28 protein-coding genes are annotated in these 26,915 nt (G+C 67.7%); 15 read left to right on the plus strand and 13 right to left on the minus strand.

Translation table 11 applies throughout. From position 1 onward, the window contains the following. Positions 1 to 9 precede the first annotated feature (9 nt). The 4 genes from NPJ82_RS07450 to NPJ82_RS07465 are packed head-to-tail and all read right to left on the minus strand — an operon-like array spanning position 10 to position 3,592. A complete protein-coding gene (locus NPJ82_RS07450) occupies positions 10 to 771 on the minus strand; it encodes an NYN domain-containing protein (protein ID WP_342658864.1) in 762 nt (253 codons plus the stop codon). 8 nt (positions 772 to 779) lie between these two features. Further along, positions 780 to 1,019, minus strand: coding sequence for a hypothetical protein (locus NPJ82_RS07455; protein ID WP_112382401.1), 240 nt, complete (start codon positions 1,017 to 1,019; stop codon positions 780 to 782). A gap of 54 nt (positions 1,020 to 1,073) precedes the next feature. Continuing rightward, positions 1,074 to 1,559 carry a transcription elongation factor GreB gene (gene greB / locus NPJ82_RS07460; RefSeq protein WP_342658865.1) on the minus strand — a complete coding sequence of 162 codons (486 nt, stop codon included), beginning with the start codon at positions 1,557 to 1,559 and terminating at the stop codon, positions 1,074 to 1,076. An 11-nt stretch (positions 1,560 to 1,570) separates the two neighbouring features. Next, positions 1,571 to 3,592, minus strand: coding sequence for a lytic transglycosylase domain-containing protein (locus tag NPJ82_RS07465; RefSeq protein WP_342658866.1), 2,022 nt, complete (start codon positions 3,590 to 3,592; stop codon positions 1,571 to 1,573). 79 nt (positions 3,593 to 3,671) lie between these two features. Between NPJ82_RS07465 and dapA the strand changes: the two genes are divergently transcribed. From dapA to NPJ82_RS07520, 11 genes are all read left to right on the plus strand, one after another. Further along, positions 3,672 to 4,571, plus strand: coding sequence for a 4-hydroxy-tetrahydrodipicolinate synthase (dapA, locus tag NPJ82_RS07470; protein ID WP_342658867.1), 900 nt, complete (start codon positions 3,672 to 3,674; stop codon positions 4,569 to 4,571). A 323-nt stretch (positions 4,572 to 4,894) separates the two neighbouring features. Then, on the plus strand, positions 4,895 to 5,197 hold the full coding sequence (locus NPJ82_RS07475) for a hypothetical protein (protein ID WP_342658868.1): 303 nt from the start codon (positions 4,895 to 4,897) through the stop codon (positions 5,195 to 5,197). A gap of 62 nt (positions 5,198 to 5,259) precedes the next feature. Beyond that, a complete protein-coding gene (gene smpB / locus NPJ82_RS07480; RefSeq protein ID WP_112382396.1) occupies positions 5,260 to 5,739 on the plus strand; it encodes an SsrA-binding protein SmpB in 480 nt (159 codons plus the stop codon). Then, complete coding sequence (locus NPJ82_RS07485; protein WP_267349068.1) at positions 5,739 to 6,323, plus strand: DUF2062 domain-containing protein; 585 nt, start codon at positions 5,739 to 5,741, stop codon at positions 6,321 to 6,323. Before smpB ends, NPJ82_RS07485 begins: the two co-directional genes overlap by 1 nt. A 92-nt stretch (positions 6,324 to 6,415) precedes the next feature. Further along, the gene (locus tag NPJ82_RS07490) at positions 6,416 to 8,482 is read left to right on the plus strand and encodes a M13-type metalloendopeptidase (RefSeq protein ID WP_342658869.1); all 2,067 of its coding nucleotides are present in this window, start codon (positions 6,416 to 6,418) and stop codon (positions 8,480 to 8,482) included. A 152-nt stretch (positions 8,483 to 8,634) separates the two neighbouring features. Then, the gene (locus tag NPJ82_RS07495; protein ID WP_342658870.1) at positions 8,635 to 11,052 is read left to right on the plus strand and encodes a response regulator; all 2,418 of its coding nucleotides are present in this window, start codon (positions 8,635 to 8,637) and stop codon (positions 11,050 to 11,052) included. Between the two features lie 14 nt (positions 11,053 to 11,066). After that, entirely contained in the window at positions 11,067 to 11,417 is a 351-nt protein-coding gene (locus tag NPJ82_RS07500; RefSeq protein WP_112382393.1) for a response regulator, read from the plus strand. 207 nt (positions 11,418 to 11,624) lie between these two features. Beyond that, entirely contained in the window at positions 11,625 to 13,346 is a 1,722-nt protein-coding gene (gene ilvD / locus NPJ82_RS07505) for a dihydroxy-acid dehydratase (protein ID WP_149681593.1), read from the plus strand. Beyond that, complete coding sequence (locus NPJ82_RS07510) at positions 13,327 to 13,698, plus strand: hypothetical protein (protein WP_342658871.1); 372 nt, start codon at positions 13,327 to 13,329, stop codon at positions 13,696 to 13,698. The genes ilvD and NPJ82_RS07510 overlap by 20 nt, the downstream gene beginning before the upstream one ends. Beyond that, positions 13,695 to 15,095 (plus strand): NAD(P)H-hydrate dehydratase, encoded by a 1,401-nt coding sequence (locus tag NPJ82_RS07515; RefSeq protein ID WP_342658872.1) that lies wholly within the window; start codon positions 13,695 to 13,697, stop codon positions 15,093 to 15,095. Before NPJ82_RS07510 ends, NPJ82_RS07515 begins: the two co-directional genes overlap by 4 nt. A gap of 5 nt (positions 15,096 to 15,100) precedes the next feature. Continuing rightward, positions 15,101 to 16,282: a class I SAM-dependent RNA methyltransferase gene (locus tag NPJ82_RS07520; protein ID WP_342658873.1), complete on the plus strand. Its 1,182-nt coding sequence runs from the start codon at positions 15,101 to 15,103 to the stop codon at positions 16,280 to 16,282. 9 nt (positions 16,283 to 16,291) lie between these two features. On the opposite strand, the gene truA is transcribed toward NPJ82_RS07520, so the two are convergent. Both truA and fmt read right to left on the minus strand, forming a co-directional pair. Beyond that, positions 16,292 to 17,032, minus strand: coding sequence for a tRNA pseudouridine(38-40) synthase TruA (gene truA / locus NPJ82_RS07525; RefSeq protein ID WP_342658874.1), 741 nt, complete (start codon positions 17,030 to 17,032; stop codon positions 16,292 to 16,294). Then, positions 17,029 to 17,937: a methionyl-tRNA formyltransferase gene (gene fmt / locus NPJ82_RS07530; RefSeq protein WP_342658875.1), complete on the minus strand. Its 909-nt coding sequence runs from the start codon at positions 17,935 to 17,937 to the stop codon at positions 17,029 to 17,031. Before fmt ends, truA begins: the two co-directional genes overlap by 4 nt. Positions 17,938 to 17,990: 53 nt before the next feature. Between fmt and recR the strand changes: the two genes are divergently transcribed. The 4 genes from recR (at position 17,991) to NPJ82_RS07550 (ending at position 21,463) form a co-directional block, all read left to right on the plus strand. Beyond that, positions 17,991 to 18,587 carry a recombination mediator RecR gene (gene recR / locus NPJ82_RS07535; RefSeq protein WP_342658876.1) on the plus strand — a complete coding sequence of 199 codons (597 nt, stop codon included), beginning with the start codon at positions 17,991 to 17,993 and terminating at the stop codon, positions 18,585 to 18,587. 31 nt (positions 18,588 to 18,618) lie between these two features. Continuing rightward, positions 18,619 to 19,140 carry a peptide deformylase gene (gene def, locus NPJ82_RS07540; protein ID WP_112382385.1) on the plus strand — a complete coding sequence of 174 codons (522 nt, stop codon included), beginning with the start codon at positions 18,619 to 18,621 and terminating at the stop codon, positions 19,138 to 19,140. A 113-nt stretch (positions 19,141 to 19,253) separates the two neighbouring features. After that, the gene (gene rmuC / locus NPJ82_RS07545) at positions 19,254 to 20,696 is read left to right on the plus strand and encodes a DNA recombination protein RmuC (RefSeq protein WP_342658877.1); all 1,443 of its coding nucleotides are present in this window, start codon (positions 19,254 to 19,256) and stop codon (positions 20,694 to 20,696) included. Between the two features lie 2 nt (positions 20,697 to 20,698). Next, positions 20,699 to 21,463: an AAA family ATPase gene (locus NPJ82_RS07550; protein WP_342658878.1), complete on the plus strand. Its 765-nt coding sequence runs from the start codon at positions 20,699 to 20,701 to the stop codon at positions 21,461 to 21,463. A gap of 190 nt (positions 21,464 to 21,653) precedes the next feature. On the opposite strand, the gene NPJ82_RS07555 is transcribed toward NPJ82_RS07550, so the two are convergent. From NPJ82_RS07555 to NPJ82_RS07585, 7 genes are read right to left on the minus strand one after another with little or no spacing between them, the layout of a single operon-like run. Continuing rightward, positions 21,654 to 22,454, minus strand: coding sequence for an RNA methyltransferase (locus NPJ82_RS07555; protein ID WP_342658879.1), 801 nt, complete (start codon positions 22,452 to 22,454; stop codon positions 21,654 to 21,656). Next, positions 22,454 to 22,729, minus strand: a complete 276-nt coding sequence (locus NPJ82_RS07560; protein ID WP_149681582.1) for an HPr family phosphocarrier protein — start codon at positions 22,727 to 22,729, stop codon at positions 22,454 to 22,456. The genes NPJ82_RS07555 and NPJ82_RS07560 overlap by 1 nt, the downstream gene beginning before the upstream one ends. Next, positions 22,726 to 23,133, minus strand: coding sequence for a PTS sugar transporter subunit IIA (locus NPJ82_RS07565; protein WP_112382380.1), 408 nt, complete (start codon positions 23,131 to 23,133; stop codon positions 22,726 to 22,728). The genes NPJ82_RS07560 and NPJ82_RS07565 overlap by 4 nt, the downstream gene beginning before the upstream one ends. 50 nt (positions 23,134 to 23,183) lie before the next feature. After that, the gene (rapZ, locus tag NPJ82_RS07570; RefSeq protein WP_112382379.1) at positions 23,184 to 24,110 is read right to left on the minus strand and encodes an RNase adapter RapZ; all 927 of its coding nucleotides are present in this window, start codon (positions 24,108 to 24,110) and stop codon (positions 23,184 to 23,186) included. After that, a complete protein-coding gene (locus tag NPJ82_RS07575; protein WP_112382378.1) occupies positions 24,107 to 24,541 on the minus strand; it encodes an HPr kinase/phosphatase C-terminal domain-containing protein in 435 nt (144 codons plus the stop codon). The genes rapZ and NPJ82_RS07575 overlap by 4 nt, the downstream gene beginning before the upstream one ends. Positions 24,542 to 24,558: 17 nt before the next feature. Continuing rightward, positions 24,559 to 26,127, minus strand: a complete 1,569-nt coding sequence (locus NPJ82_RS07580) for a stimulus-sensing domain-containing protein (protein WP_342658880.1) — start codon at positions 26,125 to 26,127, stop codon at positions 24,559 to 24,561. Continuing rightward, positions 26,096 to 26,815 (minus strand): response regulator transcription factor, encoded by a 720-nt coding sequence (locus tag NPJ82_RS07585; RefSeq protein ID WP_342658881.1) that lies wholly within the window; start codon positions 26,813 to 26,815, stop codon positions 26,096 to 26,098. The genes NPJ82_RS07580 and NPJ82_RS07585 overlap by 32 nt, the downstream gene beginning before the upstream one ends. Positions 26,816 to 26,915 lie beyond the last annotated feature (100 nt).

Genomic DNA, 26,915 nt, shown 5'->3' on the forward strand with positions numbered 1-26,915 from the left:
GCGGATCGGTCAGCGTACCCGTTTCACGAACAGGCGGCCGTCCGGGCGACGCTCGGTCTGGAAATTGGGTACGGCCTTGATGAGATCGGAAAGCTGGCGAAATCCGTAGTTGCGCGCGTCGAAGCTGGAGCGGTTCCCGGCTAGCTGGCCCATTGCAGAGAGGCTGACAAAGCCCCGGTCGTCGCGCTTGACCGAGGTATAGGCGTCGATCAACAGCTTCAACAGATCCTCGTCCACCGGGCGGACCGCGCTCTCGGTCGTTCGTGCCTCGATCGGAGGCGGCAGCGACTCGGACAGCGGCACATCGGCGGGGGAGGGCTTGGGCCGCTCGGCCAGTGCGGTCACGTCGATGAAGCGGGTGCAGGCCTGTCGGAATGCCTCGGGCGTGCGCGAACTGCCGAAGCCGTAGACGGGGATGCCATCCTGGCGGATGCGCATCGCCAGCGGCATGAAGTCGCTGTCCGAGGACATGATGCCGAACCCCTGAACCCGGCCGCGGAACAGCAGGTCCATCGCGTCGATCGTCATCTTCATGTCGGTGGCTTTCTTGCCCTTGGTCAGGTCGAACTGCTGTTGCGGCTCGATACCATGCTTGACCGACATGTCGCGCCAGCCCTTCAGGCCGGGCTTGGACCAGTTGCCATAGGCCCGGCGGACGTTGACGGTGCCAAGCTCGGCCAGCACCGTCAGTACCGGATCAAGCGCGGACGGCGTGGCGTTGTCCGCATCGATCAGAAGCGCGATGTTACGCGCCGGTACGTCGTCCGCCATGGCCGTCCTTATTCGTTTCCGCCCCGCCGATCGGAGGGATAGGCCGTGTTGTTAGCAATCGCGCTTTCCTTTGTAACGCGGTCATGTGCTTCGGGGTCTTCGACCTCGCGGGTCAGGTCGTTCTGCGTCCCGACGTCCGTCGCAAGCCGGCCGCCCGCATGGCCGACTGCATCCGGCGAACGATCGGCGGCGTCGATGATCGCGCTGTCGTCATGATCACGCGCGCTGGTCGTGCGGGGATTTTCCATCGTCTCTCTCCTGTCGTTGCAGGGAGATAACCGGCGGTGGGACGGCCCCGTTCCTCAGGCCGCCGGGTAGGTGATGGCGATGACCTCATATTCCCGCTCGCCTGCGGGCAGATGGACCCGGCGCAGATCGCCGATTGCGGCACCTCGCAGTGCTCGGGCGATCGGCGCGTTCCATCCGATGCGGCCCTGGCCCGCTTCCGCCTCGTCGTCGCCGACCAGCGTGAGGATGCGTTCCTGATCGTCCTCGTCGACGATGGTGGCGGTTGCACCGAACCAGATGCGCGTCCGATCCTCCTGACGGACCGGGTCCACCACCTTGGCAGCCTTCATCCGCTTCGACAGCCAGCCGAGCCGCCGATCGATCTCGCGCAGCCTTTTGCGACCATAGATATAGTCGCCATTCTCCGATCGATCGCCATTGCCCGCCGCCCAGGCGATGGTATCGACCAGCCGCGGCCGCTCGGTGCCGAACAGTTGCTCATATTCGACGCGAAGCGCGGCGTATCCGGCTGGCGTGATGTAGTTGGGTCTGTCCGTCACGGCTTGTGCGATCAGCCCGGCCGCCCGGACTTGCCCAGATACCAGCTCAGCGGCGTCTTCGTGCCCCGGCTCTTGGCGCGCGCCGGGTTCATCAGATCGTACACCACCGCGTTTTCCAGCACGCGCTGCACGTAATTGCGCGTTTCCATATACGGAATCTGCTCGATCCAATCGACGATGTCGATTGCTCCGGTGCGCGGGTCACCGTTCTGGCGCAGCCACTTGTTCACATTGCCGCCGCCGGCATTATAGGCCGCGATCGCCAGCGGATAGCTGCCGTAATTGCCGAAAATCCGCTCGAAATAGCTGGAGCCGAGCTGGATCGACAGACTAGGGTCGGTGGTCAGCGCCGCGGGGGAGTAGGACAGGCCGATCTTGCCCGACTGTTCGGCGGCGGTGGCGGGCATCAACTGCATCAGCCCGCGCGCACCGGCATGGCTGACCGCGGCACGATCGAACTGGCTTTCCTGGCGCGCGATGGCGTGGATCAGCGTCCAGTTGCCTTCATAGCCCTGCGGCACCGGTACGGTGGGGAAGCCGGCAGCGGAATAATCGGTCAGGCCGTTCTGCATCGCGCTGCGTCCGACCATGACGGCCAGGTCCGGCCTCCCGATCCGCCGCGACAGGTCGGCGGCGAGCCAGTGATCGGTTTCCGTCGTCGCATCGGCTGCGATCTGGCGGACGAATGCGCTTTGATCCTGATACTGGCCGATCTGGCCCAGGAAGCGGGCCGCGCGCACCACCTCGCGATTGGCGAAGGCTTGTTGGACCGCGGGGGCAATGGCCGGCGCAGCGATGGCCGGCGGCGCCGTCAAGGGCTGACCGGTGCGCTCCAGCGATAGCTGGCCGTAGAACTGATCGCGATAACCGGCTGCCTGCGCGTAGAACGCCGTGGCTTCGCTGGTGCGACCGGCGGCCTCGGCCGCGCGACCCGCCCAGTAAAAGCCCTTGGCGCGGGTCTGCGGCGACTGGCTGCCCCGGCCATAGCGTTCGAACAGCACCATCGCGTCGGCGGGACGGTTCAGCTTCATCGCCGTCTGCCCACCCAGCCATACCAGGCTGGTATAATCGTCGCGCTCGCCATAGGGCTTGGTCGAGACGTCGGTGCCGGCGGGATAGGCGTCGTCCACCTGCCGCGCGATGTCATAGGCGGTCTGCAACTGGTTGTCCGCGGCGGCGGCGCGCGCGTTGACGAGCAGTGCCTCATACCATTTCTCGACATTGCCCGGCCGGCTGGCGAGCGTGCGCGGGCGGGCAAGCCAGCCGCGGGCAGTGGGGCTGGCGCCGCTGTTGCGCAACCATGTCGCGCGGTCCGCGATGTAGCCGGGATCATTGGCGTAGAGTGCCTGTGTCGAGGCCGACAGGTCGGACGCGTTGGTGGCATTGGTACGAAACGCCAGCCGCGCCTCGAAGATCGGGCGCTTGGCCGTGCTGGTGAAGCCGATCTGGCGGGCGGCAACGCTTGTCGCGCCCTGCCACAGCAGCGCATCCATCCGCTGGTCGTGATCGTCGGGCGTCAGCGCGCTGCCGAAGCTGGACAGGACCAGGGCCTCGTCGGTTGGCGTCAGCGGACCACGGCGCCATGCGGTGCGGGCGGCCTGCGCTGCCTCCGCAGTGGCGCCGGTTGCCTGCAATGCGCGTGCGAAGGCGACGCCACCGGCGGCACTTTGTGGCGGAAAGCGCCGGAAATAGGCGACGATATTGGCGGGCGCCGCGGTAAAGTTCGCCGCCTGCCGCTCTGCTGCGCGCCGGTTGCTCGTCTCGCCCGGCCAGCCGGGATGCGCCATCAGGAAGCCGGCATAGCTGTCGAAGGGCAGCGAATCGGTCTGTTGCAGCGCGCGCCATTGCGCGAGTGCCGCGGCGATCGTGCCATCGGCGGGCATCGCGCTGGCGGTCTGGGCACTGGGCGGCATGTTCGCCATCTGCGTGCGGTAGCGGTCGAGCTGATCCTGCGACTGGCTGTTCTGTTGGGGAGGAAGGGCCACGCCGGCAAAGGCCGCCAGCATCATCACGGGTTTCAAAGCAGTCACCATGCTGGACAGAATAAGGCCCCGACCCGTACATGTCCTGAACAAATTGGCCCATCAGTGCAGCAGGAGCACATTTTCTTCCATGTTCTCAGGATCGATTCCCGCACTGGTGACGCCGTTCGCGGACACGGGCGACCATGTTGGTGGCGCGTTTGACGAGGGGGCGTTTCGGGCCTTTGTCGAGTGGCAGATCGAGCAGGGGTCGACCGCGCTGGTCGCGTGCGGGACGACGGGCGAGGCGGCGACCATGCCCAAGGACGAGCATTTCCGGGTGGTGCGGGCCTGTGTCGAGCAGGCGGCGGGGCGGGTGCCGGTGATCGCGGGCGCCGGTTCGAACGACACGGGCGTGGCGGCGGCCAATCTCCAGGCGGCCAAGGACGCAGGAGCGGACGCCGCGCTGATGGTGCCGCCTTATTACAACCGGCCGAGCCAGGAGGGGATCGCACGCCATTTCGCGGTGCTCGCCGAGCGGTCGCCGCTGCCGATCGTGCTCTATAACGTGCCCGGCCGCACCGTGACCGATATCCAGCCGGCGACGCTTGTCCGCATCGTATCCGCCGCACCGGAGATCTTCGTCGGCGTGAAGGACGCCAGCGGCGTGCTCGCCCGCGTGTCGCAACACCGCGCCGGCCTGGGCGAGGGCTTCTGCCAGCTGTCGGGCAACGACGATCTGGCGCTGGCGTTCAACGCGATGGGCGGGGTGGGGTGCATCTCGGTCACCGCCAATGTCGCGCCGCGTCTGTGCGCGGATTTCCAGGCGGCCTGCGCAGCCGGAGACGGGGCGCGGGCCCTGGCGCTGCATGACAAGCTGTTCCCGCTGCACGACGCGATGTTCACCGATGCCTCGCCGGGGCCGGTGAAGTACGCATTGTCGCGCGTGTGGCCTGACATGCCGATGGGCCTGCGTTTGCCTATGACCTGGCCGTCCGACGCGGCGCGTGCGGCGGTTGATTCCGCGCTGGCGCATGCGGGGTTGGTGTAAGGCAGGATTGTTGGTTCACGCGAAGCCGCGAAGCCGCGAAGACGCGAAGAAGAAGTTATGAGTTCACGCGGAGACGCGGAGACGCGGAGAGTAGCACTAGCGGCCCCGCGGCGTGTCCTCTCGATCGGGAGACGATCGCGGACGTCGACGAGGATCGGAAGCCTTCGGCTCGAGATATTCTCCGCGCCTCCGCGCCTCCGCGTGAACACATCTTCTTCGTGGCTTCGCGTCTTCGCGTGAACAAAACTTCTACGAACGCGCCATCATCCCGCCCAAATCATGGCGCAGCCTGCGCAACATCACAGGGACGGGAGACCCATGCGATGTTGCCCACGCTGCTGTTCGGTCTGCAAGCGGTGTCCGGCCCGGTGCTGCCCGTGCCGAAAGTTCTGCGCGCCGCGCCGGGCTGCGACCGATCGGCGGACGGGGACGAGGTCGTCGTGTGCGCCCGCACCGATCAGCCCGATCGCCTGAGACCGGTGCCCGAGCGCTACACCGAGCCGACCATCCCCAAGGCGGAGGTCCGCGTGTTCGGCAATGCCAGGCTGTCCGCCGAAACCGAACAGGCCGGCGTTGGCGGTTTTCCCAGCAACCGGGCGATGATGCGGCTGAAAATCCCGTTCTGATCCCACCCCGTGTTGCGCGCCCGCTTTTCACGGGGCCTGCGACCGCCTACATCCCCGGTCCCATGCGTCCCAAACCCCGTACTTTCGACAAGAAGAAGATCGTTGCCGAGAACCGGCGCGCCCGCTTCGATTATGCCATCGACACGACGTACGAGGCAGGCATCGCCCTGACCGGTACGGAGGTGAAGTCGCTCCGGTTCGGCGAAGGCTCGATCGCGGAGTCCTATGCCGAGGTGAAGGGCAGCGAGGTGTGGCTGATCAACAGCAACGTGCCCGAATTCAGCCATGGCAACCGCTTCAATCATGAAGCGAAGCGCCCGCGTAAACTCCTCCTTCACGAGCGGGAGATCAACAAGCTCCACGGGGCGGTCGCGCGCGAGGGGATGACCCTGGTGCCGCTGACCGTATATTTCAATTCGCAAGGACGCGCGAAGGTGGAACTGGCACTGGCCAAGGGCAAGAAGGCGCACGACAAGCGCGAAACGATCAAGGAGCGCGACTGGAAGCGCGAGCAGGGCCGTATCCTGCGCGACCGGGGCTGATGGCCAGCGCGGCGCCCACCATGTGGTCCCGCACCGTCGCGTGGATGCGGCGCAACATGCCGACGCGCGACAGCATGGAGCAGAGCCGCCTGCTCCGCCCTGTCGCCCACCGCGTGCTGGCGCCCGAACTGTGGCGCTTCACCCGCCGGTCGGTGCCGCGCGGCGTGGCGCTGGGCATGGTGGCGGGGTTCCTGTTCCCGGTCGCACAGATCGCCATCGCCGCCCTATTCGCGCTGCCGGCACGCGCGAATGTGCCGGTCGCGGCGCTGACCACCTTTATTACCAATCCGCTGACCACGCCGATCCTGTGGTACATCGCCTATCAGATCGGGCATTGGCTGCTTCGCACCGACACCCCGCTGATCGCGCAGCCGGTGGCGGAAACCGCGACCGGCTGGCTGCAATGGGCGACCGGCGCGTTCCACTGGCTGTGGGAGCAGGGGCCTGCCTTCGGCTTGGGGCTGTGCGTGCTGACCGCGGCGTGCGCGATACTGGGCTATGCCGGCACCGCGCTTGGCTGGCGTCTGTGGATCGCGCACAAATGGCGGGTGCGCCACCGTCTGGGCCATCGCTGCGAAAAATAAGGTCGCAAGCCTTGCCGTAAATCTATTGGACCGGCCGTGCTACCCGGTTAGAACACGCAGCATCGAAGCGCCTTCATGTAAAAGGACCGTTGATGCGTACGTCGATTCTCGTCGCCTGCCTGCTCGCCTCTACCGCCGCATTCGCGCAAAGCCAGACCAACCAGACCCGCACCGTGGGCAAGGCAGCGACCGGCCCGGTCGCCCCTGCCAGCGCGAACAAGCCGCAGATCGGCGACTTCGGCTTCGACATGGCCGGCCGTGACCTGAGCGTGAAGCCGGGCACCGACTTCTTCGATCATTCCAGCGGCACCTGGTACAAGGCGACCGAGATCCCCGCGGATCGCTCGTCCTACGGCATGTTCCACGTTCTCCAGGACCTGTCGCTGGAGCGGACGCGGACCATCCTCGACGAAGCGGCCAAGCGTCCGGGCGACAAGGTCGGTGATTTCTACACCAGCTTCATGGACGAGGCGGCGGTGAACGCAAAGGGCGTCGCCCCCGTCAAGCCGATGATCGCCACGCTGGCCGGCGCCAAGGACAAGACCGCGCTGGTGCAGGCGATGGCCGCACTCCAGCGGCAGGGGGTCGGCGGTCTGTTCGGCACCTATGTCGGCCAGGACGACAAGGCGCCCGACACCTATATCGTCAGCTTCGGCCAGTCGGGCCTCGGCCTGCCCGACCGCGACTATTATCTGAAGGACGATGCCAAGCTGGCGGCGATCCGCACCGCGTACCAGGCCTATCTGGCGCAGATGCTGACGCTGGCGGGCGAGCCGAACGCGCAGGCACGCGCCGCCGCCGTGTTCAACCTGGAAAAGGCGATCGCGACAGCGCACTGGACGCGCATCGAGAGCCGCGACGCGGACAAGACCTATAACAAGTGGACCGCGGCCGATTTCGCCGCCAAGGCGCCGGGCTTCCCCTGGGCGCAGTATATGACCGCGCTCGGCACCGCCAACCGCCCGGCCTATCTGGTGGCGCAACCCAGTGCGATCACCGGCGAGGCGAAGGCGTTTTCCGATGCGCCGCTGCCGGTCCTCAAGGACTTTGCGACGCTGAAGGTGCTGCGCGCCTATGCGCCCTATCTGTCGACCAATTTCGACAAGGCGAACTTCGCTTTCTACGGCACCACCTTGTCGGGCACGCCCGAGCAGCAGGTCCGCTGGAAGCGCGGCGTCAGCCTGGTGTCGGGCGGCATGGGCGAGGCGATCGGCCAGCAATATGTGGCGAAGTATTTCCCGCCGGAATCGAAGGCGGCGGCCGACGATCTGGTGAAGAACGTCATCGCCGCGATGGGTGAGCGGCTGCGCAATTTGGAATGGATGGCCCCCGAGACCAAGACGAAGGCGCTGGCCAAGCTCGCCGCCTTCACGCCCAAGATCGGCTATCCCGACCATTGGCGCGATTATTCGGCGCTGCAGATCCGCCGCGACGATCTGGTCGGCAATGTCGCGCGCTCCAACGCGTTCGAATATCAGCGCGACCTGAACAAGCTCGGCAAGCCGATCGATCGGGCCGAATGGTTCATGACGCCGATGACCATCAACGCCTATGCCAATCCGACGATGAACGAGATCGTCTTCCCGGCCGCGATCCTCCAGCCCCCCTTCTTCGATCCGAAGGCGGACCCGGCGGTGAATTACGGCGGCATCGGCGCGGTGATCGGTCACGAAATCAGCCATCATTTCGACGATCAGGGCCGCAAGTACGACGCGACCGGCAAGCTCACCGACTGGTGGACGCCGCAGGATGTGGAGCGCTTCAAGAGCTTCACGGACAAGCTGGTCGCGCAATATGACGCCTATGAGCCGATCCCCGGCCAGCATGTGCAGGGCGGGCTGACGCTGGGCGAGAATATCGCCGATCTCGCCGGCCTGACCGTGGCGCTGGATGCGTATCACAAGTCGCTGGGCGGCAAGCCGGCGCCGGTGATCGACGGCACGACGGGCGACCAGCGCTTCTATTATGGCTGGGCGCAGGTATGGCGCACCAAGTTCCGCGAGCCCGCGCTGCGCCAGGCGCTGCTCTCCGACCCGCATGCACCGGGCCATCAGCGCGTGCTGACCGTGCGCAACCTGGACCCGTGGTATGCCTCGTTCGACGTGAAGCCGGGCACGGCGCTGTTCCTGACGCCCGAACAGCGCGTCCGCATCTGGTAATGCCCGCACCCCTCTCCCTTCGGGGAGGGGGGTGACCGGCGGGGCTGCCCGGCGGCGCCAAGCGCGGCGGGGCCGCCCCGGCCTCTTCCGGCCCTTTGTCTCCATGCCGTTCGCGCTTGACCGGCATCCTTCGCCATCGGAAGACATGATCCATGGCGACGCTGGCCCCCACCCGAACGCTTTCCCCCATCCAGACCGCCTTGCTCGTCACGATCGGGACGGGGCTGCTGGCGGCGATCCTCGTCTTCGCGGTGGTCGGCAGCTGGCCGTTTGCCGCCGGTTTTCTGGGAACCGGGCTGGTGGTCGGCGGCGGCGTGGTGGCGTGGCGGCTGTTGTCGCCCGCGCAAGCCACGGAGCGCCGCGCGCTCGACTGGGATTTCACCCGCGTGGTCGCCGATACCAGTGACGATGCGATTGCGGTCACCGACCGAGCCGGTCGACTGGTCTGCGCCAACGATGCCTATGAGGCGCTGTTTCCCGGCTCGCCGACCCCACCGGGCCTGCCGCTCGATGGCGAGGGCGTCGCCGCGCTGACCCAGGCCGGCCGGGTGGCGTGGCGCGATGGGCTGGGGCGCGCCGATCGCCTGCTGGCGAACGGGGTGCGGGTATCGACGCTGGTGACACGGGCGGGGGACGAGGCGGACATGCTCGTCTGGCGCTTCGTGGTCGCGGTCGAGCAGGATCTGGCGCAGATGGTCGAGGCGCTGATCGCGGGCAAGGACGGCGACCGGTTCGGCGCGGCGGGGATCATGGCGGCGGTCGTCGGCCCCGATGGGCGGGTGCGCGCCGCCAACCGCGTGCTGGCCGCGCGCGCCCTGGGGCGGGCCGAGGACAGCATCGCCGGTCGCGACTTCGCGCGCTTCCTGATCACCGACAGCCGCGGCCTGCTGCGCTTCGAGCGCGAGGGGCTGGACGGCTCGCCGCTGCGGCTGATCCAGGTGCCCTTTGTGGAAGGGGACGGTGCGCCGATGCTTGTCGCGCTGATCGACGAGGAGGAGGATGCCGCCCCCGCCATCGGCGCAAGCGCGACGCAGCACGTCCGCACGCTGGTCGCGCTGATGCCGTTCGGCATGGCGCTGGTCGATCGCGACGGCCGCTTTCTGCAGATGAACGATGCCTTCATGCGCGCAGCCGGGGTGAATGCCGCGGCGCCGCCGCTCTATCCGGGCGATCTGGTGGTGCGCGAGGACAAGGGCGCGGTTGCCGATGCGATCCGGCGCTTTGCCGGGGGGGCGACGCATTCCGCCGACATGGCGGTGCGCCTGAAGGACCATCCCGACGAGCCCGTGGCGCTGACCATCGCCGGCGCACGAGGGCTGGGCGACGCGTCCGTGCTGCTCAGCCTGAAGGACAATTCGGAGGAAAGCCGCCTGAAGCGCGAGGTGGCACAGGCGACGAAGATGCAGGCGGTGGGCCAGCTCGCCGGCGGTGTCGCGCACGACTTCAACAACATCCTGACCGCGATCATCGGCCACTGCGACCTGATGATGATGCGCCACTCGCCCGGCGACAGCGATTATGACGACATCCAGCAGATCCGCTCCAACTCCAACCGCGCCGCCGCGCTGACCCGCCAGTTGCTCGCCTTTTCCCGCCAGCAGACGCTCAGGCCGCAGGTGCTGCAACTGCCGGACGTGGTGTCGGAGGTGTCGAACCTCCTGAAGCGCCTGATGGGCGAGACAGTGCGGCTGGACGTCAGCCATGGCCGCAACCTGGGGCCGGTACGTGCCGATCCGGGACAATTGGAACAGGTGATCGTCAACCTGGCGGTCAATGCACGCGACGCGATCGTGCAGGCGAACGGGCCTTCGGGCGGCACCCTGACTATCCAGACGCGCAGCATATCCGCCGACGATGTCCGCGCGATGGCCTCCGACATCCTGCCGGTCGGCGACTATACCGCGCTGATCGTCAGCGACACGGGCGCCGGTATTCCCGCCGATGTGCTGCCCAAGATCTTCGAGCCGTTCTTCACCACCAAGGAACTGGGCAAGGGGACCGGGCTCGGCCTCTCGACCGTCTACGGCATCGTCAAACAATCGGGCGGCTGGATCTTTGCGGATTCCCGGCCGGGGCAGGGGGCGACCTTCTCCATCTATCTGCCGATCCATGCCGCGCCCGCAGCACCGCAACCCAAGCCGCTGAGTTCGCGTGCGCCCACCCGCCCGGCCGACCTGTGGGGAACCGGCACCGTGCTTCTCGTCGAGGACGAGGACATGGTTCGCGCAGTCGCCGAGCGTGCCCTGACCCGGCAGGGCTATACGGTAAAGGCCGCCGAGCATGGCGAGGCCGCGCTGGAAATGCTGGCCGCGATGGACAAGCCCGACCTGCTGATCTCCGACGTGGTGATGCCGACAATGGACGGCCCCACCATGGTCCGCCAGGTGCGCCAGCGTTATCCCGACCTGCCGGTGCTGTTCATGTCGGGCTATGCCGAGGAGCAACTGCGCCGTTCGATCGACATCGACAATGTCGCATTCCTGCCCAAGCCCTTCTCCGTCCAGCAACTTGCCGAGGCGACGCGCGCCGTGCTGTTGCAACAAGGCACTGGCGGTTCTGCAAATCCGTGATAAGGGCAGGCACGATGAACGACCCTGTCCAGATCCTCATCGTCGAGGACGAGCCCCTGATCGCCATGATGCTCGAGGATTTCCTCGACATCCTCGACAAGCAGGTCGCGGGCACCGCCGACAGCGTCGAGGACGCGATCGCGCGGGTGGAGGCGGGCGGCATTGACGCTGCGATCCTGGACGTCAACCTGCGCGGCGGTGAAAAGAGCACCCCGGTCGCCGAACTGCTGGCCGAGCGCGGCGTCCCCTTCGTCTTCGCCACCGGCGGCAGCGACGATTCGGTGGACGAACGTTTCCGCGACCGCCCCCGTTTGCAGAAGCCGTTCACGATGGACGGCGTCGCAAAGGCGCTTGGCGAGCTGTAAGCCGCCATCGCCGGATTTCCGGCGTCCTGTATCTCGCAAGCGCCTCTCCGTGACGGAGGCTCGGTGCCTCGTTGCACGCTGCGATCGGCGCATCTGCGCGAACGGCATCATCTTCGGCGCTCCGTGGCTTTGTAGGAGCGCTGTTCCAGCCGGCTTGTGTGAAACAAGCTTGCGTTTGGGGGTCCTTGCGCGACATAGGGCTACGCCATGACCCACCAGTTCGATAAATCCCGCCTGCCGTCGCGCCATGTCTCCGTCGGTCCCGAGCGCGCTCCGCATCGCAGCTATTATTATGCGATGGGCATCACCGAGGAGGATATCGCCAAGCCGTTCGTGGCGCTGGCGTCGGCGGGCAATAACTCCGCGCCGTGCAATACGACGCTGGATGCGCAGGCCGATGCCGCGCAGGGCGGCGTGATCCGCGGCGGCGGCATGCCGCGTCGTTTCAACACGATCACCGTGACCGACGGCATCGCCATGGGCCATCAGGGCATGAAGGCCTCGCTGGTCAGTCGCGAGGTCATCGCCGACTCGGTCGAGCTGTCCGTGCGTGGCCACTGCTATGACGCGCTGGTCGGCTTTGCGGGGTGCGACAAGTCGCTGCCCGGCATGATGATGGCGATGCTGCGCCTGAACATCCCGTCCATCTTCGTCTATGGCGGATCGATCCTGCCCGGCCGCTTCCACGACAAGGACGTGACCGTGGTCGACGTGTTCGAGGCGGTGGGCCAGCACGCCGCGGGCAATTGCCCGCTCCAGCAGTTGATCGAGCTGGAAAAGGTCGCCTGCCCCGGCCACGGCGCGTGCGGCGGACAGTTCACCGCCAACACCATGGCCTGTGTGGGTGAGGCGATCGGCCTGTCGCTGCCCAATTCGAACATGATGCCCGCACCCTTTCTCGACCGCCACGGCATCGCCGAGGCAGCGGGCGAGCAGGTGATGGCCCTGGTCGCGAAGAACATCCGCCCGCGCGACATCTGCACCCGCGAAGCGTTCGAAAATGCCGCCCGCGTCGTCGCAGCCACCGGCGGATCGACCAATGCCGCGCTGCACCTGCCGGCGATGGCGAACGAAGCGGGGATCGACTTCGACCTGCACGACGTGGCCGAGACGTTCAAGACCACGCCCTACATCGCCGACCTGAAGCCCGGCGGCAAATATGTCGCCAAGGACATGTACGAGGCGGGCGGCGTCTATATGCTGATGAAGACGCTGCTGGCCGGTGGTTACCTGCACGGCGACTGCATGACCGTGACCGGCAAGACGCTGGCCGAGAATATCGACGAGGTCACCTGGAACCCCGACCAGAAGGTCATTTACGACGTCAAGGCGCCGATCACCCCGACCGGCGGCGTCGTCGGTCTTCGCGGATCGCTGGCACCCGAGGGCGCGATCGTGAAGGTCGCCGGCATGAAGCGCCTGCAGTTCGAAGGACCAGCGCGCGTCTTCGACTGCGAGGAGGACGCCTTTGCCGCGGTCGAGGCGCGGATGATCGAGGACGGCGAAGTCGTGGTGATCCGCTATGAGGGGCCCAAGGGCGGCCCAGGCATGCGCGAGATGCTGTCGACCACCGCCGCGCTCTATGGCCTGGGCATGGGCGAGAAGGTTGCGCTCATCACCGATGGCCGCTTTTCGGGTGCGACCCGCGGCTTCTGCATCGGCCATGTCGGGCCGGAGGCGGCGGACGGCGGCCCGATCGCGCTGGTCGAGAATGGCGATGCCATCCGTATCGATGCAGAGGCCGGCACGATCGACCTGCTGGTCGACGATGCCGTGCTGGCCGATCGTCGCGCCCGCTGGACCATGCGGCAGAATGATTATCAGTCGGGCGTGCTGTGGCGCTATGCGCGTACCGTGGGGCCGGCCTATAAGGGGGCGGTCACCCATCCGGGAGCGAGCGCCGAAACCCATGTCTACGCGGATATCTGACCGGGCGTCTGCCCTGCTTCTGCTCGCGCTCGCCGGATGTTCGTCCGGCGAGACGCCGTCCGGCGAGGCGATCCCGGCGGCGGATGCGGACCGCATCCCCTGCGCCCGCGGCAAAGCGCCTCTGGAGCCGAGTTGTACCGTCGAGCGGATGGTGGACGGCGAGGGGCTGGTGCTGATCGTGCGTCACGGCGATGGCGGCTTCCATCGCCTGCGCGTAACGAATGACGGTCGCGGCGTGGTCGCCGCCGATGGCGCCGAGCCGGCGCGCGTCACGGTGGTGGGCGCCGACGGGATCGACGTGTCGATCGGTCAGGACCGCTACCGCCTGCCCGCGACGATCAAGGGCGCATGATCCCGCTGGACGGCCAGCCGATCCTGACCGCGGGGGAGATGCGCGCTGCCGAGGAGGCGGCGATAGCGGCCGGAACCAGCGTCGATACGCTGATGCAGCGGGCGGGCGAGGGTGTCGCGCTCGCCGTGCACCGTCTGGCGGCGGGGGCGGACATCCTGATCCTGTGCGGCCCCGGCAATAATGGCGGTGACGGCTATGTCGCCGCCGCTGCGCTGCACCGCATGGGCGCGGCGGTGCGCGTCGCCGCGTCCGGCGCGCCGGCAAGTCCCGCCGCGGTCCGTGCGGCCGCCCGGTGGCACGGCCCGGTCGAGGCGCTGGCACAGGCGGAACCCGCCACCATCCTGGTCGATGCGCTGTTCGGCACGGGTCTGTCGCGGCCGCTGGCCGACGAGGTCGCCGCACCGCTCCACCGCCTTGCCCATGCCGCGCGGTTGCGGATTGCGGTGGACGTGCCGAGCGGGGTCGGCAGCGATGACGGCGCGATGCTGGGCGCGCCGACCTGCGACATCACGCTGGCGATAGGGGCGGCCAAGCCTGCGCATCTGCTGCAGCCTGCGGCGCAAGCCTGCGGCACGGTGCGATTGCTGATGCTGGGCATTCCGACAATCAGTCACGTCCACATTCTTTCAAGCCCTCTTCCCGAGGGGGAGAGGGACATGGCTTGCGTAGCGCCTTCCATTACCCTTCCCACCCCCGGCCCCAATTCGCACAAATACACCCGCGGCATGGTCGCCATCGTCGCCGGCGGCATGGCGGGCGCCTCCGAACTGGCGAGTATCGCCGCGATGCGCGCCGGTGCCGGCTACGTCCTCCATCTGGGCGAAGGGCAGGGTGCCCCGCACGCGCTGGTCCGCAAGCCCTTCTCCGCCGAGGCCTTGCAGGATGCGCGTATCGGCGCGATCGTCATTGGTCCCGGCCTCGGTCGCGACGATGCCGCGCGCCGCATGCTGGACGCCAGCCTTGCCGCGCGTCGCCCGCTCATCATCGATGGCGACGCATTGCGCCTGATCGATGCCACGACGATCCCCGCGGGCAGCATCCTGACCCCGCATGCCGGCGAATTTGCCCATCTGTTCGGGCAGGAGGGCGACAAGATCACCCGCACCCGCCGTGCCGCGGCGCAGACCGGTGCCGTCATCGTCCACAAGGGGCCGGACACGGTGATCGCCGCACCCGATGGACGGGTCATGGTCGCGGGTGGGGCAAGTCCCTGGCTTTCCACCGCCGGCACGGGCGACGTGCTGGCCGGGGCGATCGGGGCGATGCGCGCCGCCGGGCTCGATCCCTTTGCCGCAGCGGGGGGCGGGGTGTGGCTCCATGGTGCCGCGGCGCGGCGATTGGGACCGGCCTTTATCGCCGACGACTTGGCAGACGCGCTCTCCGCCGTCAGAGGCTGATCGCCATGACCGATACCATTATCCGTGTCGCGGCTCGCGGCGACGGCGTCACCGCCGATGGCCGTCACGCCGCGTTCGCCGCGCCCGGCGATATCCTGAACGCCGATGGCACGCTGAGCCACGGGCCCCATCATCAGGTGCCGCCTTGCCGTCACTTTCCCACCTGCGGCGGGTGCCAGCTCCAGCATCTCGACGATGACAGCTATGCCGCCTTTGTCACCGACCGGGTCGCCTCCGCCCTCGACGGGCAGGGGCTGACCGCGCCGATACGTGTTCCCCATGTCTCGCCGCCCAACACGCGCCGCCGCGCGACCCTGCATGCCGAGGCGAAGGGTGGGCGCATCCGGCTGGGCTTTTCGGAAGAGAAAAGCCACGCGATCGTCGATATCGCCGAATGCCACATCCTGCGGCCCGAACTGTTCGCGCTGGTCGCGCCCTTGCGCGGCTTTCTCCAGCGGCTGGGGTTCAAGCGGCGCTGCGACATCCACCTCGCCATGGCGGATCAGGGGCCGGACATCACCATCACCGGCTTTGCGCCGGAAGGGCTCGACGCGGCGGAGGCGATCATCGCCTTTTGCGAGCGGCACAAGGTCGCCCGGCTCAGCGTCGATGACGGCATGGGGCCGGAGACGCGGTGGGAGCCCGAGCCCGTCACCATCACCCTGGGCGGCGTCCCCGTGCCGCTGCCCCCCGGTGCGTTCCTCCAGGCGACCGAGGACGGCGAGGCGGCGCTGGTCGCCGCCGTCGGCGACGCGGTCGGCAAGGCGGGAACGGTGGCGGACCTGTTCACCGGCCTCGGCACCTTTGCCCTCGCGCTGCCGGCACGCGTCTATGCGGCGGAGGGCGCGCGCGATGCCCTCCTGTCGCTGAAGGCGGCCGCCAATGGCGCGGGCAGGCAGGTGTTCGCCGAGCATCGCGACCTGTACCGCCGGCCGCTCACCAAGCCCGAGCTCGACCGGTTTGACGCCATCGTCCTCGATCCGCCCCGCGCGGGCGCACGCGATCAGGCGGAGGCACTGGCGCAGGCGGACGTGTCGGCGATCGCCTATGTGTCCTGCAATCCGGCCAGCTTTGCGCGCGATGCCAAGATGCTGGCGGATTATGGCTGGCGGATCGACTGGGTGCAGCCGGTCGGTCAGTTCCGCTGGTCGACCCATGTCGAGCTGGCGGCGCGGTTCGTCCGGTAGCAGAGGTGGTTACGGATACGCCGCCGAGACGAAGAACAGGCCGTCCGGCGGCGCGTTGAGCGCCAACCGCTGGCGATCCTGCGCGGCGAGGGCGGCGCCGACATCGTCGGGCGTCCACCGTCCCATGCCGACATGCACCAGGCATCCGACCATCGACCGGACCTGATGATGCAGGAAAGACCGCGCCGCCGCCCGCACCGTTACCCGGTCGCCGATGCGGGCCACCTCCAGTCGGTCCAGCGTCCGCACCGGGCTGTCCGCCTGGCAGTGCGCCGATCGAAAGGTGGTGAAGTCGTGCCGGCCCAGCAGCTGCGCCGCGCCGGCCGCCATCGCATCCGTGTCCAGCGGATGGGCGACCTGCCACGCCAGTCCCTTTTCATGGGTGAGTGTCGCGCGGCGGTTGACGATGCGATATTCGTACGAGCGGCCGATGCACGAAAAGCGTGCATGCCAGTCGTCCGCCACCACCTCGCACGTCAGGACCGCGACCGGCGCCGGCCGCACGCGCGCGTTCAGGGCTTCCATCAGGCGGAACGGGGTGATCGGCTTGGCGATGTCGACATGGGCGCGCATGCCCAGCGCGTGCACGCCCGCGTCGGTGCGGCCCGATGCGTGCACCGCCGCCGTTTCACCGGTGATCGCGAACACGGCCTCTTCCAGCGCCTGCTGCACGCTTGGCCCATGTGCCTGCCGCTGCCATCCCATGAAGGGGCGGCCGTCATATTCCACCAGCAAGGCAAAGCGCGTCAAAGCCGGGTTCCCGAGGGGACGGGGAAGCCGCGCAGCATCTCTGCGGTGCTGGTCACGCTCTTGCCGGCGCGCTGCACCAGCGTCGGGCGGATCGCCCCGTCGCCGCACGCGATCGTCAACTGGTCGTCCACCGTCTCGCCCGCCCCGTAGAAGCTGAAGGGCAACAGCTCCGCCGCCAGGATCTTCACCCGCTCGCCGGCAATCTCGCACCATGCGCCCGGCGCCGGGTTCATCGCGCGCACCAGCCGCTCGACCTCGATCGCGTGGCGCTCGAAGTCGATGCGCGTCTCCGCCTTTTCGATCTTGGCGGCGTAGGTCACGCCGTCTTGCTGCTGTGGCACCGGCGGGTAGCCGTCGAGATCGCCCAGCACCTGCGTCATGAGGGCGGCGCCCAGGGCTGCCAGTTCCTGCGTCAACATGCCCGTCGTCTTGCCGTCGACCGGGGTCCGTCCTTCCAGCCGGACCGGGCCCGTATCCAGGCCGGCCTCCATCTGCATGATGCCGACGCCGGTTTCCGTATCACCCGCCAAGATGGCGCGCTGGATCGGCGCTGCGCCACGCCATCGTGGCAACAGCGATCCGTGCACGTTCAGGCAGCCATGCACCGGGGCACTGAGTATGGCCCGTGGCAGGATCAACCCATAGGCCGCGACCACCGCGACATCGGCGCGCAGATCGGTGAACGCAGCCTGTTCGTGCGCGCCCTTCAGCGACACGGGTGTGCGTACGGGAATGCCGAGTTCCTCGGCTCGCGCCTGAACCGGGGAGGGCACCAGTTGCCGCCCGCGCCGTCCGCCCGGGCGCGCCGGCTGGCTGTAGCTCGCCACCACATCGTGGCCTGCCGCCACCACCGCATCCAGCACCGGCACCGCAAAGCCCGGCGTTCCCATGAAGACGATCCGCATGTCTGCCCGTCTCCCCGCTGGCGGCGCGGCGCGCAACCCCCTATCTGTTCTCCATGGCATCCCCAGAGATCGAGGCGCTGACCCAGGCGCTCGCCCGCCTCCCCGGCCTCGGCCCCCGCTCCGCCCGCCGCGCCGTCCTCCACCTGCTGAAAAAGCGGGAAGCCGCGCTTGAGCCGCTTTTGAGCGCGCTTGCGGCCGTGGAGGATCGGCTGGTGACGTGCGCCACCTGTGGCAACATCGATACCGCCAATCCGTGCGCGATCTGTGCCGATGGCCGGCGGGACGACCGGGCATTGTGCGTGGTCGAGGAAGTCGCCGATCTTTGGGCGCTGGAACGCTCGCGGCTGTTTCCGGGACGGTTTCATGTGCTGGGCGGGCGCCTGTCCGCACTGGAGGGTGTGCGGCCGGAGGATCTGTCGATCGACCATCTCGTCCGCCGGGTCGAGGCGGGGGGCGTCGACGAGGTCGTGCTGGCGATGAATGCCACGCTGGAGGGGCAGACCACGGCGCATTACATCGCCGAGCGGATCGAGCGTTTTCCCGTCCGTATCACCCAGTTGGCGCATGGCCTGCCCGTCGGCGGCGAGCTCGACTATCTGGACGAGGGCACCCTGGCGCAGGCCCTGCGCGCGCGGCGGCCGGTCGCTTGACGGCGTGGGGGACGTTGCCTAGCTGACAGCCATGGCTATTCTTCCCATCGTCGAAGTTCCCGATCCGCGCCTGCGCCTCGTCTCCAAGCCTGTTGAGACGATAGACGACGATGTGCGCGCCTTCGTCGCAGACATGTACGACACGATGTATGACGCGCGCGGCATCGGGCTGGCGGCGATCCAGGTGGGCGTCGACAAGCGCATCCTGGTCATCGACCTGCAGGACGAAGAGGATGAGGAGGGCAAGCCGGTCCGCAAGCCGGCCGCCTATATCAACCCCGAAATCCTGTCGGTGTCCGACGAGGTTTCGAGCTACAACGAAGGCTGTCTGTCGATCCCGGAGCAATATGCCGAGGTGAAGCGCCCGGTTCGCTGCCGCGTCCGTTGGCAGGACGAAAATGGTGCCTCGCACGAGCAGGAGTTGGACGGATTGCTGTCGACCTGCATGCAGCATGAGATCGATCATCTGAACGGGGTGCTGTTCACCGATCATGTCAGCCGCCTGAAGCGCGACATGCTGATGAAGAAGCTGGCCAAGCTTCGTCGCGGCTGAGCCTTTCGCCCAGTACTGCGGGGCGGGTGCGCATTTAACCGTTGTCGGACCCTCCCCGTTCGATCTATGTTCCCGCGCATGTTGCCGTTGATTATCGAGCCGGGGGCGCGCCGATGCCCGAACTGATCATCGTCGCCTGCCTCGCCCTGGGGCTCGGCCTGCTCATCGGCTGGCTCGTCGCCAGCCGTGCCGCACAACGCCTGGCGGCGGATCTGGCAACCGCGCAGGCGCGTGCCGCCGATTTCGACCTTGTGCGTACCGCGCGCGATGCGGTGGAGCGCGAGCGGAACGAAGCGATGCAGAATCTGGCCGAATTGCGAGGCCGTGCTGCCGAACTGGAGCCCCTGCGCACGGCGCTCGCCACCGCTCATGCCGAGCGCAATGAGGCGAATGCGATGCTGGCCGAGCTTCGGGCGCGGGCGGATGAGCGTGAGGCGGCGCATGCGGTGGCGTTGGAGCAGTTGAAGGCGGCGCGCGAGCAGATCGGGGTGCAGTTCGGGGATACGGCGGCGAAGGCGCTGGAGACGGCGCAGCGGCAGTTCCTGGAGCGGGCCGAGGCACGGTTCCGGCAGTCGGAAGAAGCGTCGGGGCAGTCGCTGAAGGCACTGCTGCAACCGGTGACCGAACGGCTGCAACGCTATGAGGAAGGCGTCGCCAAGGTCGAACTGGAACGCCGCGACGCCTTTAGCGAGTTGCGCGGGCAGATCGACGCGATGCGGATCGGGCAGGAGCGTGTGTCGGGCGAGGCGGCCAAGCTGGTCAACGCGCTGCGCAACGCGCCCAAGGCACGCGGACGCTGGGGCGAGCAGCAGTTGCGCAACGTGCTGGAAAGCTGTGGACTGTCCGAACATACCGATTTCCAGATGGAAGTCAGCGTGGCGGACGGAGAGGGCGGACGCCTGCGCCCCGATGCGATCGTGCGCGTGCCGGGTGGCAAGTCGCTGATCATCGACGCCAAGGTATCGCTCAACGCCTATCAGGACGCGTTCGGAGCGGTGGACGAGGCCGAACGGCATATCGGTCTGGCGGCGCACGCGCAGTCGATGCGCACCCACATCAACGGGCTGGGCAACAAGGCCTATTGGGCACAGTTCGACGATGCGCCCGAATATGTCGTCATGTTCGTGCCGGGCGAGCATTTCCTGTCGGCGGCGCTGGAGCATGATCCGGGCCTGTGGGACTTCGCGTTCGAGAAGCGGGTGCTGCTGGCGACGCCGACCAACCTGATCGCGATCGCGCGCACGATCGATGCGGTGTGGCGGCAGGAGAAGCTGGCCAAGCAGGCGCAGGAGATCGGTACGCTGGGCAAGGAGCTGTACCAGCGGCTTGCGGTGATGGGCGGCCATGTCGCCAAGCTGGGCAAGAACCTGGATACCGCGATGGGCGCCTATAATGCGTTCGTCGGCAGCCTGGAGAGCAATGTGCTGACCAGCGCGCGGCGGTTCGAGGCGTTGAATATCGACACCGGGGGCAAGGCGATCGACACGCTACCTGTCGGCGAAGAGACCGTGCGCCCCCTGACCAAACTGGCCGTCCTGCCCGACGCGGCAGAATAAGCGTGGCGCGGCGCCGGTCCACGACGCTGCCGCCGCCCTATCTGAAGCGCGTCTGGTTCGACCCCGACCGGGTGAGCGACGAACATAGCTATCCCTTCAACCTGCCGATGTTCCGTGGCGGCGAATTCGAGTTGCATTTCGACCGGGCGGTGACGATCATCGTCGGCGAGAATGGCGTCGGCAAATCCACGCTGATCGAGGGTATCGCGGCGCTTGCGGGGTTCGATCCCGCCGGCGGAGGCCCCGGTTATCGACCGATGGATCACAGCCAGGCGGTGGAGCGAGACGGCGACTTCCTTGCCAGCGTGCTGCGGGCGAGTTGGTTGCCGAAGATCGGGCAGGGCTGGTTCTTCCGGGCCGAGAGCTTCTTCTCGGTCGCCCGCTATCTCGACCAGGCTGCGCGCGAGGCATGGGCGGCCCCACCGGACTTTCTGTCGCATTCGCATGGTGAGGGCTTCCTGCGCTTTTTCGCGGAGCGCTGCGGCCGGCCCGGCATCTTCTTCTTCGACGAGCCCGAGTCGGCGCTGTCACCTCGCCGTCAGTTCGAGTTCCTGAAAGTGCTGCGCATGATCCAGGAGCGGCGGCAGGCTCAGGTGATCATGGCGACGCATTCGCCCATCCTCATGGCGCTACCCGATGCCCGTCTGTTGGCCATGACGCGCGGCGGTCTCGATCCCGTCGCGCTGGGGGAGACGGCACATTTCCGCCTGTACCGCGAATTCATGCTCGATCCCGCCGGGACCATGGAAGCGATGCTGGCCGACTGAAATTGGGGGGCGTTTCGATGACGAAGACTTAGAGCGGAATCCGATCGCCTTTCGGTCACCCTCACCCTTCCGCGGCTGCGCCGCTCCCTCCAGCGTCGGGAGAGAGAAAAGACGCCGAAGGCGGCGAAGGGTGAGGGCGGCCACGTGTGATTGAATTCGACCCTAGATGCCGATGCGATATCGGCTTGTCCTACCCACGCTGTTGAGCGAGTACCTCATACGCCATGACCGCCGTCGCCACTGCGGCGTTCAGACTGTCCGCCTTGCCGAGCATCGGGATCTTCACCAGCGTATCGCATGCGGCGGCGTACTCCGCGGGCATTCCGTGCGCTTCGTTGCCAGTCAGCAGGAAGGTCGGCGCGGCATAGCGCACGCCTCGGTAATCATGGTCAGTATCCAGGCTGAGACCGACCAGTTGCCCAGGCCCCTGCCGCAGCCAGTTGAGGAAATAGTCCCAGCCCGTCTGGACGACGGGCACGGTGAAGAGCGCGCCCATGCTGGCGCGAACCGCCTCGACCGAGAATGGATCGACGCATTCGCCGATCAGGATCAGCCCGCCGGCGCCGACCGCGTCGCCCGTGCGCAGGATCGTGCCGAGATTGCCGGGATCGCGCAGCCGTTCCGCGACCAGCCAGATGCCGGCGGAGGTCCGGTCCAGCGCATCCAGGGTGGTGCCGAACTCGTCGAACACACCGACCACCGCCTGGGGATTATCCTTGCCGGAAAGCTTGGACAGAATGTCCGGCGTGGTCTCGATCGCCTCGCCGCCATTCTGCTCGACGGCGGCAACGAGGTCGCGGACGAGCGGATGCTGCGCGCTGGGCCGGGCAAAGAACAGCAGGCGCGGCAGGCGCCCCGTCTCGCGGGCTTCGGTCAGGATGCGCAGGCCCTCGGCCAGGAACTGGCGTGCCTCACGACGGTGGCGCTTGTCCCGCAGATCGCGGACGCGCTTCACCAGTGGGTTGGAATAAGCGGTAATCTCGCGCGGCATCAGTCTTCGCCGAACTTGCCTTCGACAAGGGCCGCAAGGGTCGCGATCGCATCCTCCGCGCCCAGTCCGTTCGCACTGATCGTGATCTCGTCACCCATCGCCGCGCCCAGCATCATCAGGCCCATGATCGACGTGCCCGTGACCGCTCCGCTGCCATCCTTGGCAACCTGCACCTCGCAGGGCTGGGAGGAAGCGAGCGTCACGAACTTGGCGCTGGCGCGGGCGTGAAGGCCACGCCGGTTGGTGATCTGCACCGTGCGCGACAGGCCGCTCATGCCGCGGCCTCGCCCAGCACTTCGGAGGCGACGGAGATATATTTCCGCCCCGCCTCCCGCGCGGCGGCGACCGCGTCGACCACCTTCATCGACTTGCGCGCCGAACCGAGGCGGATCAGCATCGGCAGGTTCATCCCCGCGATGACTTCCACCCGGCCGCGTTCCATCAACGAGATGGCGAGATTGGAGGGGGTGCCGCCGAACAGGTCGGTCAGGACAATGACGCCGCGGCCGGCATCGACCTGGCCGATGGCGGCGGCGATGTCGGCGCGGCGCGTTTCCATGTCATCCTCCGGCCCGATGGCGATCGTCGCCACGCGTTCCTGCGGGCCGACGACGTGCACCATCGCGGTCACAAACTCATCGGCGAGCCGACCATGCGTCACAAGAACCAGACCGATCATGTCAGACACGTACATCCATCACAAATCTTTGCCAGCATTGTTCTTGGGCATCACGGCATTTCAGCAGGGGCCGCCGGGCGGCGCCCTTCCAGCGAGTCCTTGGGCACCGCCCCGAGATCGCGGTGAGCCACCGTGGGCGAAAATCCGGCTTCGCGCAACCGTGCGCCGATCCGTTCGGCGACATGGACGGAGCGGTGTCTCCCTCCGGTACAGCCGATGGCGATGGTGACGTAGGATTTTCCTTCTGCCTGGTAGCGGGGGAGGAGGGTGATGAGCAGAGCTTCGATCTGGGCGAGGACGGGTTCGTAGGCGGGGTCGGATTGGACGTAGGTGGCGACGTCGGCGTCGAGGCCGGTGCCGGGGCGCAGGGTGGGGACCCAGTGCGGGTTGCGGAGGAAGCGCATGTCGAAGACGAGGTCGGCATTGCGGGGCAACCCACGGGAAAAGCCGAAGGACGTGACGGACAGGACGGGCGCGCTCAGCCCGGCGACCGGATAGGCGGCGCGCACCCATTGGCCCAAGTCATGCGCGTTCATGTTGGTCGTCTCGACCAGGCGGTCGGCGCGTTCGCGAAGCGGACCGAGCAGCGCGCCCTCTTCGCTGATCCCGTCCTGCGCAGGGCGGTCGAGCGCGAGCGGATGGCGACGGCGGGTTTCCGAATAGCGGCGCTTCAGTTCGGCCGAACCACAGGTCAGAAAGAGCGTTTCGACTGCGAGATCGGATCGCTCGTGCAGCTGCTCGCTGCGCTCCATGAAGGCGGTTGGCGCAAAGCCGCGGGTGCGCACGCCCAGGCCGACCGCCAGGGGGCGGAGCTCGGGCGAGGCCCCCGCCGGGGGCGGCGAGTCGAGCAGCGCGTCGAGCAGGTCCAGGGGGAGGTTGTCGACGACTTCCCAGCCCAGATCCTCCAGCGTCTTGAGAACGGTGGAGGTGCCCGCCCCGGACATGCCGGTCACGAGCAGGATGCGTTTGGGGATCATTCGGGTGTCGCCTCGGGATGCGCCAGGGCCAGTTCGACCTTGATCGGCGCGGATGCGGGAATGGGATCGAGTGCGAGTTCGCGGATCGCGACCCCCGCGACGCGGCGGGTGCGACGCTCCGGCAGGCGGGCGGGTGTCTCGTCGAGCCGCACGATCAGCGCGACCGGCACATGTTCGACATGGGGCATGGCCACGATGCCGAGGCCGCGCACCTCGATCCGGCCGGCGATGGTGGCGGGCGCGCGGGCGAGCAGCCGGTCGCGGTCACGGACCAGCAGCGTGTAATCGTCGCTGACCAGCCGCGCGCCACGATCGATCAGGCGCAGCGCCAGGTCGGACTTGCCCGCACCCGAGCGCCCCTCGATCAGCACCGCATGGTCGCCGATCGCGACGCAACTGGCGTGCAGCGTTTCGGAAGATGGTATCGCCAGGGTGTTCGCGCTCCGTGTCAGCGAGACGGGGCCAGAGGCATGCGCACGACGAAACGCGCACCCCTGATCCGGTCCTCTCGCGATTCGACGATTATGCTGCCCTGATGCGCCTCCACGATCGTTCGCGCAATGGCGAGGCCGAGACCGGAATGCCGGCCGAATTCCTCGCCTTCCGGGCGATCCGAATGGAAGCGGCGGAAAATCGCCTCGCGCGCCTCTTCCGGCACGCCGGGGCCTTCATCCTCGACCCGCACGACCAGCGTGCCGCCGTCGGGCGCAATGCCGATCGCGACGGTGCCGCCGTTCGGCGAAAAGGAGATGGCGTTTTCGATCAGGTTCTCGAACACACGCTCCAGCCGCGCGCCCTCGCCCTGGACGATCCAGTCGGCGGGGCCGACCGCATCGAGGCGCAGGCGGATGTCGCGTTCCACCCCGCGGGCAATGCGTTGGTCGAGCAGAGCGCGGATGAGGGCGACGATGTCGACGGGCTCGAACTTGGCGCGGCTGAGCTGCGCATCGAGGCGGGAAGCGTCGGAAATATCGGTGATGAGGCGGTCGAGCCGGTGAACGTCGTCGCGCACGATGGCGAGAAGCTGTTGCTGAAGCGCCGGGTCCTTGATCCGGTCGAGGCTTTCGACGGCGGAGCGGAGCGAGGCAAGGGGGTTCTTGAGTTCGTGGGTGACGTCGGCGGCAAAGGCCTCGGTCGCGTCGATGCGGTCGCGGAGCGCCAGGCTCATGTCGGACAGCGCGCGGGCCAGCATGCCGAGTTCGTCGCGGCGATCGGGCAGGCGTGGCACGACGACCTCGCGCGCGCGGCCGAGGCGGACGCGGACGGCGGCGCGGGCGAGGCGGCGCAAGGGGCGGACAATGGTGCGGGCGAGGAACAGCGACAACAGCACCGAAATTAGCGTGACGACGCCCAGCACCACACTGAGGCGGAAGCGTTCGCTGCGCACCGTCTTCGTAATGCCGCGCGCGTTGATCGTGGTCATCACGGTGCCGCCGCCGCGAACCGGCGCCGCGGCGGTGATGACGGGCGTGCGATCGGGAGCGCGCCAGACGCTGGTGGCGATCACGCCGCGCGCCTGCGCCGCGACCACGTCGGGCCAGCCGCGTCCGTCGCGTTGCTCGCGGTAGAGCGGCGCGCGGGCGGCGCCGGCCACGGTATCGATCACGGCATCGAGCAGGCGCGCGCTGGCGGCGCGCCAGCCCTGCTTGTCGGGATCGCGCAGCACGACGTTGCGCAGGCCCAGCACCCGGCTGTCGGCGACCAGCGCGCCGGCGGGATCGTAGAGGCGGATGCGGGTATCGGTATCGGCGGCGAGGCGCAGGATCAGCCGGTCGCGCTGGTCCTGCACGACGGTGCCGATCGCCTCCGCCACCAGCCGCGCCTCGCGCCCGGCCTGCGCGACGCGGCTGTCCATGATACGGCTGCGATAGGAATCGAGATAGAAGAAGCCACCCGCGAGCAGCAGCAGCGCGAAGATGTTGACCGCCAGGATGCGCCGGGTGAGCGAGATCTGCCCCGACCAGCGCAGCGCAAGGTCTGAGGTCTCACTCCTCGGAGAATCGGTAGCCGGCGCCATACAGCGTTTCGATGGAGTCGAATTCGGGATCGACCTGCCGGAACTTGCGGCGCAGTCGCTTGATATGGCTGTCGATCGTGCGATCGTCGACATAGATGTCGTCCTGATAGGCGGCATCCATCAACTGGTTGCGGGTCCGCACGATGCCCGGCCGCTGCGCCAGCGTTTCGAGGATTAGGAATTCGGTGACGGTAAGCGTCACCGCCTCGCCGTTCCAGGTGGTGCGGTGACGCGCCGGGTCCATGGTCAGGCGGCCGCGGACCAGGGGGCCGGTGGGCGCCTCCGCCGCGCCGCCGGCCGTGGTGGCGGCGCCCGGCTGGGTGATTTCGGAGCGGCGCAGGATGGCGCGGACGCGGGCAATGAGCAGGCGCTGCGAAAAGGGCTTGGCGATATAATCGTCCGCACCCATCGCCAGCCCCAGCGCCTCGTCCAGCTCGTCATCCTTGCTGGTGAGGAAGATGACCGGGATCTGGCTTTTCTCGCGCAGGCGGCGGAGTAGTTCCAGGCCGTCCATGCGCGGCATCTTCACGTCAAAGATGCCGAGGTCGGCGGGATTGTCGATCAACGCCTTCAACGCGGTTTCGCCATCGGCGTAGATGCGCGTCAGAAACCCCTCCGCCTGCAGCGCGATCGACACCGAGGTGAGGATGTTCCGGTCGTCGTCGACGAGCGCGATCGTGGCCGTCATCGTGCAGGGTGCCTTTCGATCCGCATGGCTGGCCCCGGGATTAGGCCAAACCGATCCGCCGCTCAACCGCCTCGCTATTCCGGGCGCGTTTGTTTGACGT

Origin of the sequence: Sphingomonas sp. NY01 (genome assembly GCF_038809135.1) — a bacterium.
Lineage (GTDB): Bacteria > Pseudomonadota > Alphaproteobacteria > Sphingomonadales > Sphingomonadaceae > Sphingomonas > Sphingomonas carotinifaciens.

Coding starts and splice junctions, on each gene's coding strand:
- NPJ82_RS07450 (WP_342658864.1), bottom strand. CDS start 771: ATGGCGGACGACGTACCGGCGCGTAACATCGCGCTTCTGATCGATGCG.
- NPJ82_RS07455 (WP_112382401.1), bottom strand. CDS start 1,019: ATGGAAAATCCCCGCACGACCAGCGCGCGTGATCATGACGACAGCGCG.
- NPJ82_RS07465 (WP_342658866.1), bottom strand. CDS start 3,592: ATGGTGACTGCTTTGAAACCCGTGATGATGCTGGCGGCCTTTGCCGGC.
- dapA (WP_342658867.1), top strand. CDS start 3,672: ATGTTCTCAGGATCGATTCCCGCACTGGTGACGCCGTTCGCGGACACG.
- NPJ82_RS07475 (WP_342658868.1), top strand. CDS start 4,895: ATGTTGCCCACGCTGCTGTTCGGTCTGCAAGCGGTGTCCGGCCCGGTG.
- smpB (WP_112382396.1), top strand. CDS start 5,260: ATGCGTCCCAAACCCCGTACTTTCGACAAGAAGAAGATCGTTGCCGAG.
- NPJ82_RS07485 (WP_267349068.1), top strand. CDS start 5,739: ATGGCCAGCGCGGCGCCCACCATGTGGTCCCGCACCGTCGCGTGGATG.
- NPJ82_RS07490 (WP_342658869.1), top strand. CDS start 6,416: ATGCGTACGTCGATTCTCGTCGCCTGCCTGCTCGCCTCTACCGCCGCA.
- NPJ82_RS07495 (WP_342658870.1), top strand. CDS start 8,635: ATGGCGACGCTGGCCCCCACCCGAACGCTTTCCCCCATCCAGACCGCC.
- NPJ82_RS07500 (WP_112382393.1), top strand. CDS start 11,067: ATGAACGACCCTGTCCAGATCCTCATCGTCGAGGACGAGCCCCTGATC.
- ilvD (WP_149681593.1), top strand. CDS start 11,625: ATGACCCACCAGTTCGATAAATCCCGCCTGCCGTCGCGCCATGTCTCC.
- NPJ82_RS07510 (WP_342658871.1), top strand. CDS start 13,327: ATGTCTACGCGGATATCTGACCGGGCGTCTGCCCTGCTTCTGCTCGCG.
- NPJ82_RS07515 (WP_342658872.1), top strand. CDS start 13,695: ATGATCCCGCTGGACGGCCAGCCGATCCTGACCGCGGGGGAGATGCGC.
- NPJ82_RS07520 (WP_342658873.1), top strand. CDS start 15,101: ATGACCGATACCATTATCCGTGTCGCGGCTCGCGGCGACGGCGTCACC.
- fmt (WP_342658875.1), bottom strand. CDS start 17,937: ATGCGGATCGTCTTCATGGGAACGCCGGGCTTTGCGGTGCCGGTGCTG.
- recR (WP_342658876.1), top strand. CDS start 17,991: ATGGCATCCCCAGAGATCGAGGCGCTGACCCAGGCGCTCGCCCGCCTC.
- def (WP_112382385.1), top strand. CDS start 18,619: ATGGCTATTCTTCCCATCGTCGAAGTTCCCGATCCGCGCCTGCGCCTC.
- rmuC (WP_342658877.1), top strand. CDS start 19,254: ATGCCCGAACTGATCATCGTCGCCTGCCTCGCCCTGGGGCTCGGCCTG.
- NPJ82_RS07555 (WP_342658879.1), bottom strand. CDS start 22,454: ATGCCGCGCGAGATTACCGCTTATTCCAACCCACTGGTGAAGCGCGTC.
- NPJ82_RS07560 (WP_149681582.1), bottom strand. CDS start 22,729: ATGAGCGGCCTGTCGCGCACGGTGCAGATCACCAACCGGCGTGGCCTT.
- NPJ82_RS07565 (WP_112382380.1), bottom strand. CDS start 23,133: ATGATCGGTCTGGTTCTTGTGACGCATGGTCGGCTCGCCGATGAGTTT.
- rapZ (WP_112382379.1), bottom strand. CDS start 24,110: ATGATCCCCAAACGCATCCTGCTCGTGACCGGCATGTCCGGGGCGGGC.
- NPJ82_RS07580 (WP_342658880.1), bottom strand. CDS start 26,127: ATGGCGCCGGCTACCGATTCTCCGAGGAGTGAGACCTCAGACCTTGCG.
- NPJ82_RS07585 (WP_342658881.1), bottom strand. CDS start 26,815: ATGACGGCCACGATCGCGCTCGTCGACGACGACCGGAACATCCTCACC.